An 11,474-nucleotide genomic window follows, 5' to 3' on the forward strand; every position below is an offset into this window, starting at 1 on the left:
CAGCGTCCACCCCATTTCAGATTCAACCTGCGGCTTACTCTGGCTGCGTTCTGTAGGTCTAGCTTGAGTCACATTATTCAGTTCACGCATTAGCAGCACAAAGATGGAGCGATTATGAGCAAGAGCTCGCCGCAGTCAGAACAGTTTCGGCCGCCATTACTTAGCTTGATCTACGGTGGCCTGGCATTTGGATTGGCAATGTATTTCAAGAGTGCTGGCTGGGGTTTGCCCGCCTTGGGACTCTGTTGGCTGGGGGTTATCCAAATCATCAGGGCACTGGACGACTTAGGGAAGCTCAGAGTGCATCGACGGCGGCAGAAGCTGTTTGAAGCGAATGCGAAAAGGTACGGCTCCGCAGCTTTCGCGACGGAAGCGGAAGCAAAGCACAAGGGGCTTCAAGCGCAATCGGGACTCTTTCTTGGTTCGATTGAAGGAGACGACTGATGATCTCGAGGCCGAACAGAAAGCGCTTGCAAGTTGATCTTCGATATGACGGCGAAGCAAGTGGATCAATCATTTCTCCGGCTGGAGGTGGGAAGACATCTTGTTGTGTCATTACGACTCTACTCACTGATGGCTCGACCATGATCGTGCACGACCCCTCGCTAGAGTTGTTTTCTACTACGCATAAACACCGACGTGAATGCCTCAATAATGAAATCGTGGTGCTGTGCCCCTGGGAGGATGAAGCCAATGAAATATTGGGCGAAAAGTTAGTCGTCGATGCGGGGATCGACTTTTACGGAACGATCGACTTGAAAGGGAAACCTGAACTCATTCGTGACGACGTAAAAAATCGCTCAGAGCTCATCTTGCCGGACAGTCCGAAAATCGATCACAAGTCTCGCTATTTCGAGAGTGATGGTCGAATCATGACAGACTTCGTCACATTGACACTCATCGCCAATGGACATAAGCCCACACTGCCAGCCATTCGAGAATTCCTGATGGCGGGCCCGACTGTTCTCAATGATTTGTTCGTAAGAGCGATGGATAGTTCGGCGTTTGCTGGCGAGCTCGCTTTACTGGGCAACTATCTTAACGGACTTCTTACTGCCGCACCTCAGCAATTCGCGGGAGGATTTGGCTGTGCAACACAAGCGGTGGAGCTGTTTTCAAAAGCCTCCCCGGTAGGCAAACACGTGAGTTCAGGAGGAATCGGTCCGAAGCGGCTTACAAAGGGAAGGAACATCACCATCTATGTTTGTTATCCAGGAGAACGCATCAAGACCCACAAGCGACTTGCGACAGCGACCTTCACCTATTTATTCCAACAAGTCTGTCGTAGCGTTCGAGGCAATCGTGTCACTGCTCTGATTGATGAAGCTGCGGAATTGGAATGTCCTTTTCCAAGATTCATGAACATCGGCCGCAAATACAATCTCAGGATTTTTTTGGTGTACCAGGACCTGCATGGCCAAGTTGAGGCTGTGATGGGTAAAGAAAATGTCCGCCAAATCATCGCAGCGTCAGACCTGCTTTGGGCAACTTCATTAAGGGGTGAAACAGCAGAACTCTTCAGCAAGATGCTCGGAATGCGAGCTGCGGACAACTTCTCTTTAAATGATCAATCGCGAATTCAGCAGGGAATGCCGGATCAATCATTTGGACGTAGCCATCAATCTGTTCCGCTTCTCCGGCCAGAAGAAATTCAACAGCTCCCCAAAAACAAAGCACTTGTAATCCATGGAACTGGAAAGCCAGTGTTAGTCAATAAAGTTCCCTATTACACCCGTAGCGACTTACTCAGCGTTGCCGGTCCAAACCCTTACCGAGGAAAGTAAAGATGTCAGAACATTCACCGTCTGATTTTGTCGACCCGCTTCGCCGTGCTTACCGCAGGCTGTTGAGGGTTTGTCGCAACCTACTCATTGTTGTTCTGGCAACTGTAGTGATCGTATTGATCTGGGGAATACCAGCTTTTCAGAATGACTATCGCTATTACGAAACAGGAAAAACACCCACAGCAATGGACAAGATCAATGCCGATTACTGGATACCTGGTTTTGGCTGGCGGGTTGTCGTCGCCGGACGATATGCCCCTGGTTGTCCTTACATTGTATTTGTACCGCTTCGAGACTGCTTCAAAGCTGAATAAATTTCGAATGAGAGACTCTCCATGTCGCAGGGCTTACCAAATTACGGTCAATTTGAATCGAGTCAAGGGGGAGGGGGAGGTGATCTAACTTCACCAATGGCGAGCGAGAAACCTCCTCATCGGACTTTGACCGAAATTTTCAATGATGCTTCAGGTAAGCGAAAGAGCCATCAGGTTAGCAGTCATCTCCCAAGTGAAATGCCTGCCTCAAAAGTTCAAATCGAGAAGCTCGAAAAGTTACTGTCCAAGCCGAACTTTACACTCAACTTTTCTCCATTGGGGACTGTGACCAATAACTACGATCCAAAGCGGGACATGAGAATCATGGAAAAGATTAAGGCGATTCAGACAGCTCTCGACAAACAAAAGGGAAAAGCACGCGAAGCGTTCACACGAGTTCAACTTCAGAACAAGTTAAAAACCGAGTTCAACAACAATGCGGGTTTGGGGCGATAGCAAAATTTGCGCTCAACATCGAAACCATGATACCCTGGTGATAGCAATGTCAAACTTAGTCACACACGAAGAATTTGAAGAATACAAAACCCTGAGCATGCGTCAGATTTCGATGCCAGATGGTTCGCTGCGTGAGGTTCGATTAACTCCGACCATTTGGGATCTGTTTGACTGCTTGAAAGTTCTTGAAGGGTTTAATGAACAAGAAATTGCCGCATATGCCTTGGAAGAACTTGAGTTACAGAAGTCCCCAGAACTCAGCTTTGATGAAGCCTATCGGTGCTGCGTTTGCTTCATTGCCAACCAGTGGAAGCCTTAAAGCAGACGCTAAGAAACTTTTTCCTGCTTTTCAACTTATTATCTCTCGACAAGGAACACCCTGATGACAACTCCACTCTCCACTATTGAAGAAACGCTCGTTGCCGAGCGAGAAACTGCTTTACAAGCCTTTTCTCAAAAGCTGACTGAAGCTGAAGCAGCGGCTATGGAATACAACCGTATGGATGCTGCGATCGCTGCATTGACCGGAACACCGAAAGAAGACGCTGTGACAGCCCTGCGATCTGGAAAAAAAAGAAAAACCAATGGGAGCAATGGAAAGAAGCATGCGACGAAAGAACAGGTACTGCCTGTTCTGAAAGCCATCGTTAAAGAGAACCCTGGGATTGCGAAAGCGGAAGTCGAAGAGATCACGAAGCGAAAGCTCAAAGAAAGCGGTCTCGGGATCAACGGTGCCAGCTCACAAATTCGCAAGTATCTCGCAGAGCAACCGTTCCAAATCGATGACTCGGAACGTGTCACTATTGACCCGAATTAGCTGTGGATAACCCTTGTCGTTGGTGAATCGGATCATTGCAAATGACACGTCATTTACGGCAGAGTGAATCGTCCTATACGGCGTATAGGAGACAAGCCTGTATCTTAATTCTTAAACATTAACTTTCATTTATCGGTTCCCGTTCATGGCCTTAACTGCCAATCAATCGAAGAGCATTGAAGGAGCGTCTCGTTATTTTAACGAGTCGCTCACGAAGGGGGACTACTACGTCAATGGGATCGAGGTGGCTGGACAGTGGCATGGAAAGGGAGCAGAGATACTGGGAGTAGGGGTTGGAAGCCAAGTGACACCGGAACAGTTCAAACGACTGCTCTCCGGTTTACATCCCACCACCGGAAAGAAACTGGTTCAACGTGTTCGTAAAGATCGTCGCCCTGGTCTTGATCTTACATTTTCCTGTCCTAAAAGCGTTAGTCTCGCTTTTGCGATCAACGACGACAAAGAAATTCAACGTGTGCTCCGAGAAGCTGTGCATGAAACGATGAAACACGATGTGGAGCCGTTGATGTGTCGTCGCGTTCGTACTGGCAAGCATGTCCACACTCAACAACGAAAGCGGACTGGCAATATCATCTATGCCGATTTCATGCACACCACTTCACGACCGGTCGAGGGGCAAGCTGCTGATCCACACCTGCACATTCATTGCTTTGTCATGAACCAGACCACAGACAATGGAGTTCACTACGCTGCTGAGCCTGAAGAGATTTTTCGTCAGCGGGCTTGCTTGCAAGCTAAGTTCGAAGCGAGGTTGGCTCGAAAGCTGTCTCAAGAACTTGGCTATGCGGTGACAGATGTCACATTCACACAATCGGGTAAGTTGAAACGAGGCTGGGAACTGAAATCGATTGAACGTGAAACGATTGAAAAGTTCTCCAGCCGTACCCAACAGATTGAAGAGTTCGCTGAAAAACATGGCATCCAGAATGCAGCTCGTAAAGGCGAGTTGGGAGCAAAGATTCGTGACCGGAAAGAGAGCGGGGCATCGCTCGACGAATTACGTCAGGCTTGGAGAGCCAAGCTGACACTCCAAGAGCTGCACACCTTTGCCAACCTCAAGAGTACAAAAGGCGTTGATCAGCAGGATGAAGTACTCCGAGCGAAAGTCGCAGTCGACTATGCGTTAGAGCATCACCTCTTTCGGCAGTCCGTGGTTGAAAAGCACATGGTGATCGGGACCGCATTAGAGCATGCCGTGACACTCGCGCCGGAAGCGATTGAAGCGGCACTGGATCAGACAACTGTGATCAACCGGTCGATGGATGTCCGGGGAGATAATAGGACATTTCTGACGACACCCGAAGTGCTGTCTGCCGAACGTCAAATGATCGCGTTCGCTCGCGACGGTCGGGGGACTCGAAAGGCTCTTGCTCAAAAAGAACATGTGTTCCAACGCGATTGGCTCAACAAAGGACAAAAAGCGGCACTCAACCATTTGCTAAACAGCAAAGACACTGTCCAGGCTCTGGCGGGTGGAGCTGGGACAGGCAAGTCCAGCCTCATGTCAGAAGCTGCTGAAGCCATTGAAGCTAATGGAAAGAAAGTCTTTACGTTCGCCCCCAGTACTGGAGCTTGTGAAGTTTTGCACGAGAAGGGATTTTCGGAAACGCAAACCGTGGAACATCTGCTTCGAAATGAAAAGCTGCACCCCAAACTGAAAGACGGCGTTCTGTGGGTTGATGAAGCGGGACTTCTTGATACACGGTCCATGGGTGGGATTTTCAAAATCGCAAAAGAACAAAACTGCCGCGTGATCTTATCAGGTGACGCCAGACAACATTCTTCGCCTCGTCGAGGGGAAGCATTCCGGCTCTGCCAACAAGAAGCTGGGCTGAACGTTGCCAAGATCGAAGAGATTCAGCGGCAAAAGGGAGATTACAAGCGAGCTGTCGAACTGGTCAGCCTCGGTCACGAAGTCATTGACCAGAAAACAGGGCTAACCGGGATGCTGGCAGGTTTTGATCTCCTCGATCAGCAGGGAAAAATCCATGAGGTTGAGGGAGAAGATCGATATGAAGCCTTGGCGAAAGCCTATCTCACTGCAAAGAAAAAGAACCGTTCCACTTTAGTTGTCTCGCCAACTCACACCGAGAAAGATGCTGTGACAGAAAAAATTCGCGGGTCGCTCCGCGACGCGGGGGCAATAGGGGATATAGAAGTCGAATTCACGAAGCTGAAATCTCTTCATCTTTCAGATGCAGAGAAAGGTGATCTGAGGACATACCGGACTACGGGCATGATCATTCAGTTCCATCAGAACGTCAAAGGTGGCTACAAGAAGGGAGAACGCTATCGAGTCGTGAATGATCAACAAGGAAATCCAGTCCTAAAATCGATGCAGGGAGGAGGGGACAAAACAATCCCGCTGCAAGTCTCTGATCGATTCGAAGTTTACAGCGAAGAGAAAATGGCGTTAGCAACTGGTGACCATGTCCGTTTTACCATGGGCGGAAAATCAATGCAGGAACAACGCATTAGCAATGGTCGCCTTGATGAAGTCGAAGAGATCAACAAAGAAGGTGACATTGTTCTGAAAAGCGGCATGACGGTATCCAAGGATTACGGTCATTTGGACTTGGGCTATGTCGTTTCAAGCCACGCTTCGCAGGGTAAAGATCGGACTGTCGCTCTGGCAGCAATGGGAACTGAGTCTCTCGCAGCAATTAACAGCAAGCAATTTTATGTGACTGTTTCGAGGGGTAGCAAAGATGTCGCGTTGTATGTTGATGATAAAGCTGCTGTCCGGCGAGCCATTGCAGATGAAGGACGTCAAATGTCGGCAACTGAACTGGTTCATGCTGAAGAACGCCAGGTGTTACGTCATCGTCAGCAGCAACACCGTCAGTTCTTACACCGCGTCCGAGACTGGTGGCAAAAGCATCGCTCACAGCAAAAACAACTGGGACAAGTCTCTACCGTCAATTTTCAACCACATTCCCCATCCCAAGCACCCGGACTGTATTGAGGTGAACCATGCATGATCTTCCATTTCCATCATCAGCTTCCGCGCCAGCCGTTCCGAAGATTGGATCGGTCACCTCGATCCAATTGCCTTGGGAGCGAGTCGGACCGCACGAACAACCTCCAATGATGTTCCAGGTCCGATTTAGTAACGGTCGGATCGTCAGCTTTGCATATAGCGATCTCCGCGAAATCCGCCGTCGTGATGCCGGTCATCTGACCATCGGCATCTATGGGCTGGAGAAATATCAACTCTGTATTGAAGGGCGGAATCTGGATGAACTGCACTCATTGCTCGGCATGGGCAAGATCAAATCAATCATTGAGTTTGGTCAGCGTGCGTTCGATCAGCCAGAAGAGAGTGCCTGTATTGAAAAAATTGAACTTGAAACCCTGACTGGTCCTGCTCCCTATAGCCCAACATAACCCTGCGTGTTGAATTTACTTGCAATCCAAGTTCATCAGCGGTAAGCGAAATAAGATGAACCGAAAACCCAAAGATGAAAAGAATAGTTCAGTGAAACAGACTCCCTCACAAGCTGATGAATTTGATTTCACGCAGCTGGTCGAGTTGCTGGAAACAACTCATCAGCAATCCCAGGTGGAAGCGAACCGCGCTATCAATCGGGCATTGGTCATCCGCAATTGGTTATTTGGTAGATACATTGTTGAATATGAGCAAAGCGGTGCTGATCGTGCAGAGTACGGGGCGAAGTTGCTCAAACAACTTTCCAAAGAACTGAAACCGCTTGGACGTGGTTTTTCTGGTCGTAATCTCGCCTCTTTCTGTGCGTTCTATCGTGCGTTTCCAGAGATTTTGCAGACAGTGTCTGCAAAATTTGATCCTGCAATGTTGCCCTCGCACATTTCGCAGACACCGTCTGCATTGTTGCCTGCTGAGATAGATTCTGAGGTGGAAAGCACACTCAGTAAACGCTTTACGCTTTCTTGGTCACACTACGTGATATTGCTGACACTCGACAATCTGGAAGAACGGAAGTTTTATGAAATCGAAGCCAACGCCAACGGTTGGAGCGTGCGAGAGCTGGATCGGCAAATCAACAGCGGTCTGTTTCAGCGTTTAGCTGTCAGCAAAGACAAAGATGAAATCAGACGGCTCGCTCAAGAGGGGCAGGTCGTCGCATCCGCAGCCGATTTGATCAAGAACCCTCTGGTGTTGGAATTCCTGGACCTCGATGAGAAAGCCAGCTACAGCGAGCATGAATTGGAATCTGAAATCGTCAACAAGCTCCAAACCTTCATGCTGGAACTTGGCAAAGGGTTCCTGTTTGAAAGCCGTCAGAAGCGATTCACGTTCGATGCCAAGCACTACTACGTCGACCTTGTTTTATACAACCGTCTGCTTCGCTCTTACGTGCTACTCGATCTCAAACTTGGGGAAATCACGCATGGTGATCTCGGTCAGATGCAGATGTATGTCAACTACTTCGACCGGCAGGTCAAACTTGAAGACGAACTACCCACAATTGGAATCGTGCTCTGTGCTCGTAAAAACGATGCATTGGTTGAACTGACGTTGCCAGACAATGCGAACATCTTTGCCTCGAAGTATCAGCTCTACCTGCCGAGCAAAGAAGAACTGAAAGACGAACTCGAAAAGATCGAAGCCGAATTAGCCAACTGAAACAGCCACTTGCACGGGTTTGCAAAAGCATCACCGAAACTCGGAATCATCCCCTATTTGACGTAATAAAGATTATCACTTTTTCTCCCTATTGCCCCTGCTTCAAATTTTAAGGACCAGCAATGAGCACTCCATCACTTGATTCGTTGATGACGGTCGGCGAAGCCGCTGTGGTTTTGAACGTCAGTCCGGCGACTGTATATGCGCTAATCAGTGCCGAAAAAATGAATTGCCACCGAATTGGAACAAAGCGAGGTGCGATCCGTATTTCAAAAGATGATATCCAATCGTATCTGGAAGCGTCTCATGAAACAACGACGGCGAAACCACAAAAGCGGCCTCCCCGTCGAAAGCTGAAGCACATCAAGGTTTAACTGGCGGCTCGTTTCGCCTGCTTTAAGAGGTGCTGAGGATCATGAGAGAGATGCTGATAAACACGAGCGAGCGTGCTGGGGTCAGAATGTCCCATCAGAATGGCAACGGTCAGTCCGTCCAATCCAGATTGCAATGCGCGAGTCGCCCACGAATGCCTCAAAATGTAGAGCGAATAGCGTGGAACAAGACGAACTGCTCGATAATTCAACAACTTCGTTTTCGCTTCTTCTCGCAATTCTGCTTGAGTCTTGGAAACAGTTTTGCCCTTAATAGTTTTGTTAGGCTTCAAAGAAGGAATGAAGTCCTTAATTTCAGCAGTGGATACTGTTTCTCCCAACTCCTTCATTTTGTCGCGTCCCATTCGTCTCTGAATGCGATCAAATCCGCAACTCACAGATTCCGTCTTCCAGGGAGTATTGCGAGAGTTCCGAAACAGCTTGCCGGTTGGATAATCTTCGACCAACCGTTTTGTGATCGCAACCGCTGCATCACTCAGATAGACGATGCGAGGAGCTTTCTTTCCCTTCGCCTCACTGGGTGGAAAGACCCATCGACTGTTATCCAAATCAACGTGTCGTCCTTCAACACGCAACAATTCTTGCGGTCGACATCCTGTCTCCCAGGTGGTCACGATCAAATCAGCAAAGGTTTGATCACGACAGTATTCGAGCAGAACATTGTATTCCTCAAAAGTCACAATCTGTTCGTTTCGCTCTCCTCCTGGAACTTGAAGATGTTCAATCGGATTGGTTTCGATATACCCCTGTTGCAGACTCCATTTCACACAGCGTTTAATGGATCGAAAGTAGTTCCTGCGAGAAGTTTTGCTCAGATCAGGATACGAATCGACCCACTCTTGAACGTGAAACGGCTTGAGGTCGCCAATTCTGAGGTCGGGATATCGTTGAGCAAAGCGTTCGAGGCGGTATTGATACCACTCATAGGTATCAGGAGCCCTATTCTTCTGCACCCAGTCGAGAAATACATCTATCAGTGCAGGCAAAGATTCCTGCACGACTTGTCTCTGCTTGGGTTTCGTCATCAACTGATGAAAACGATCAAATGCCTCAGACTTATCCTTGCCAAGGTTGTGACGCTTGCCGTCAATCGTGACGAACCAAGCTTTGCGGTCTTTGCGATACCAAGGTTTTGGCTGACGTGCCATGGGAAAACCCTCCAACTCCAAAGTGAATGAAACACACCAGAGTGAGCCGAAGGGTTCGCTCGGCCCTGGTCAGCTGCAACTGATCAGGGCCAATTCTTCAATTGTATACCGCAAGCGATTCTGTACCAAATTCTATACCAGAGCGAATTTGGATGAACTACGATTTGACGTAAGTCCTTTCGTAGTAAAGTACACCCCAGAGGATTCGAACCTCTAACCTCCGGTTCCGTAGACCGGTGCTCTATCCAATTGAGCTAGGGGTGCTGAAGTTGTGTTTGTCTTGGCTGGGTGTTTTATCACTTTGCCAAGTTCTGCGTAGACTATCCATGTTGAATTGGAGAGTCAAATCAATGTCGGGTGAGAAAAGCTGCACTTCGATGAATCAACATAACGTGATTTGTAGTCTCACTCTTTGACACGAAACGGAGTCTAGTGGTTCCGGATGATTTTCCAAGCGTATGAAGCAATTGAATTTCGAGTTGTCTTCAGATTCGTTCGAAATTCAGGATGTGAATGGCTCGCGACCTCCTGATCCTGTTCAAGAAGCTTGGTATCTGACGCGTTTTATTCCTTGGAGTATCGACAATTTTCTGGGCTGAGATGATTTGCAAATTTCATAGAACCGAATTCTTTTTGAGCAATGGGTTGTCCAATTTTCCGATGCGTGGTGTGGCGTGAATGCAACTGCAGTGCAAACACGCAAATTCGCCATGTTCCATCTAACTGGGGGGATTTTTAGGGGAAAGATTCCACTGTAACTCATTTCCAAATCGATACTTAACGTCATCCGAGATGTTGTGGCTGATTCTGTGCGAACTGGTCGCGAAGCTGTGACTTGGGAGGCAGAATTGATTCCTCCGAAGTTGCGATTGACTCTGTTTGAAGAAGCTTGATATTGTGGTGTTCGAATGTCCATAGTGTTCGTGGTAACAGTGGTTCAGAGGATCGTGAGATGAGCTCCATTCCCAAAAGCGTTGTCCTGGTTGATAACCATCCAGTTGTCGTCGATTCGTTAACGAATCACTTAAATGCGACTGCAGACTTCAAAGTGGTCGCATCTGTCAGTAATTCGGACAAGGCATTCTTTGACATTATGGAGCGAGTCCCTGATCTTGTAGTCATGGAGATGGAACTCCCCGGTCGAGGAGCGACTGCTGTTGCTGAGCAGATATTGCAACGACTTCCTGCCACTAAAATCGTGGTTTTCACAAGCTACGATGCGGACATTTATTTAGACTTTGCTCTAAAAGTCGGGGTCTCAGGATACATCCTGAAAACTGAACCACTGGACATCTTGGTTGAGGGGTTGAGATCGGTTTGCACCGGAGAAAAAGTCTACTCAGCCAGCATCCTGGATCGGCTGGATTTCGATCCTGACCAGAGTGAATATTTCGTGAAAACACATTCTTATCTCTCTACGTTGACGCTTCGCCAGTTGCAGGTGTTGCGGCATTTGGTGCGGGGTGAAAGCGTAAAAGAAGTTGCGAAGACGATGACGCTTTCGGAGCGAGCCATTGAAAGCCACAAGTATCGGATCATGCAGAAACTTGGGATTCATGACCGTGTCGAGCTTGCACGCTTCGCGATACGCGAAGGGCTGATGCCTGCTTGACGCGTCTTGCCTTGATCCAAAATGTCAGTGGAGAGTTCGACTCACCCCAGTTCGCACTGTTCCAGTTCTGCGGGTGTGACTGCAGTCCAAACTGATTGGTCGCTGTGGAATTGAACTCGAATTGCGGAGCAGTCCCAGTCCGATCCAGCTGGCGGCATTGATCGCATCCACCTGAGGATGGTTGCGTTTTATGGCGATTTTCTTCGGCAGCGATCCAATGGCAACGATGGTCGAGACGATGACGAGAAAGATCATCGCTAGCACGAGCCAGGCGAAAAAAGTTAAAGGATCATTCATATTCATTCTCCATTCACTTCAATACCT

At 48.4% G+C, this 11,474-nt stretch carries 13 protein-coding genes and 1 tRNA gene; 11 read left to right on the forward strand and 3 right to left on the reverse strand.

What is annotated here, in order from left to right; all coding sequences use genetic code 11:
* Nucleotides 1-114: 114 nt before the first annotated feature.
* The 10 genes from ACN0YR_RS00920 (at nt 115) to ACN0YR_RS00965 (ending at nt 8,372) form a co-directional block, all read left to right on the forward strand.
* The gene (locus tag ACN0YR_RS00920) at nt 115-444 is read left to right on the forward strand and encodes a hypothetical protein (RefSeq protein ID WP_417847322.1); all 330 of its coding nucleotides are present in this window, start codon (nt 115-117) and stop codon (nt 442-444) included.
* On the forward strand, nt 444-1,784 hold the full coding sequence (locus tag ACN0YR_RS00925) for a type IV secretory system conjugative DNA transfer family protein (RefSeq protein WP_417847323.1): 1,341 nt from the start codon (nt 444-446) through the stop codon (nt 1,782-1,784). Before ACN0YR_RS00920 ends, ACN0YR_RS00925 begins: the two co-directional genes overlap by 1 nt.
* A 2-nt stretch (nt 1,785-1,786) precedes the next feature.
* Nucleotides 1,787-2,098 (forward strand): hypothetical protein, encoded by a 312-nt coding sequence (locus ACN0YR_RS00930; RefSeq protein WP_417847324.1) that lies wholly within the window; start codon nt 1,787-1,789, stop codon nt 2,096-2,098.
* Between the two features lie 21 nt (nt 2,099-2,119).
* On the forward strand, nt 2,120-2,554 hold the full coding sequence (locus tag ACN0YR_RS00935) for a hypothetical protein (RefSeq protein WP_417847325.1): 435 nt from the start codon (nt 2,120-2,122) through the stop codon (nt 2,552-2,554).
* A 46-nt stretch (nt 2,555-2,600) separates the two neighbouring features.
* Nucleotides 2,601-2,873 carry a hypothetical protein gene (locus ACN0YR_RS00940; RefSeq protein ID WP_417847326.1) on the forward strand — a complete coding sequence of 91 codons (273 nt, stop codon included), beginning with the start codon at nt 2,601-2,603 and terminating at the stop codon, nt 2,871-2,873.
* 63 nt (nt 2,874-2,936) lie between these two features.
* The gene (locus tag ACN0YR_RS00945; RefSeq protein WP_417847327.1) at nt 2,937-3,371 is read left to right on the forward strand and encodes a hypothetical protein; all 435 of its coding nucleotides are present in this window, start codon (nt 2,937-2,939) and stop codon (nt 3,369-3,371) included.
* Between the two features lie 145 nt (nt 3,372-3,516).
* Nucleotides 3,517-6,357, forward strand: a complete 2,841-nt coding sequence (gene mobF, locus ACN0YR_RS00950) for a MobF family relaxase (protein WP_417847328.1) — start codon at nt 3,517-3,519, stop codon at nt 6,355-6,357.
* 8 nt (nt 6,358-6,365) lie between these two features.
* Nucleotides 6,366-6,779, forward strand: coding sequence for a hypothetical protein (locus tag ACN0YR_RS00955; protein ID WP_417847329.1), 414 nt, complete (start codon nt 6,366-6,368; stop codon nt 6,777-6,779).
* 55 nt (nt 6,780-6,834) lie between these two features.
* A complete protein-coding gene (locus tag ACN0YR_RS00960; RefSeq protein ID WP_417847330.1) occupies nt 6,835-7,998 on the forward strand; it encodes a PDDEXK nuclease domain-containing protein in 1,164 nt (387 codons plus the stop codon).
* 122 nt (nt 7,999-8,120) lie between these two features.
* Nucleotides 8,121-8,372 carry a helix-turn-helix domain-containing protein gene (locus ACN0YR_RS00965; RefSeq protein ID WP_417847331.1) on the forward strand — a complete coding sequence of 84 codons (252 nt, stop codon included), beginning with the start codon at nt 8,121-8,123 and terminating at the stop codon, nt 8,370-8,372.
* On the opposite strand, the gene ACN0YR_RS00970 is transcribed toward ACN0YR_RS00965, so the two are convergent.
* Both ACN0YR_RS00970 and ACN0YR_RS00975 read right to left on the reverse strand, forming a co-directional pair.
* Nucleotides 8,369-9,538 (reverse strand): tyrosine-type recombinase/integrase, encoded by a 1,170-nt coding sequence (locus tag ACN0YR_RS00970; RefSeq protein ID WP_417847332.1) that lies wholly within the window; start codon nt 9,536-9,538, stop codon nt 8,369-8,371. The genes ACN0YR_RS00965 and ACN0YR_RS00970 overlap by 4 nt on opposite strands.
* Nucleotides 9,539-9,728: 190 nt before the next feature.
* Nucleotides 9,729-9,802 (reverse strand) — tRNA-Arg (locus tag ACN0YR_RS00975).
* Nucleotides 9,803-10,490: 688 nt separating this feature from the next.
* Between ACN0YR_RS00975 and ACN0YR_RS00980 the strand changes: the two genes are divergently transcribed.
* The gene (locus ACN0YR_RS00980; protein WP_417847333.1) at nt 10,491-11,150 is read left to right on the forward strand and encodes a LuxR C-terminal-related transcriptional regulator; all 660 of its coding nucleotides are present in this window, start codon (nt 10,491-10,493) and stop codon (nt 11,148-11,150) included.
* Nucleotides 11,151-11,174: 24 nt separating this feature from the next.
* Here ACN0YR_RS00980 and ACN0YR_RS00985 read toward each other — a convergent pair whose 3' ends face one another.
* On the reverse strand, nt 11,175-11,447 hold the full coding sequence (locus ACN0YR_RS00985; RefSeq protein ID WP_417847334.1) for a DUF3302 domain-containing protein: 273 nt from the start codon (nt 11,445-11,447) through the stop codon (nt 11,175-11,177).
* Nucleotides 11,448-11,474 lie beyond the last annotated feature (27 nt).

This window comes from Thalassoglobus sp., from assembly GCF_048270125.1.
Lineage (GTDB): Bacteria > Planctomycetota > Planctomycetia > Planctomycetales > Planctomycetaceae > Thalassoglobus.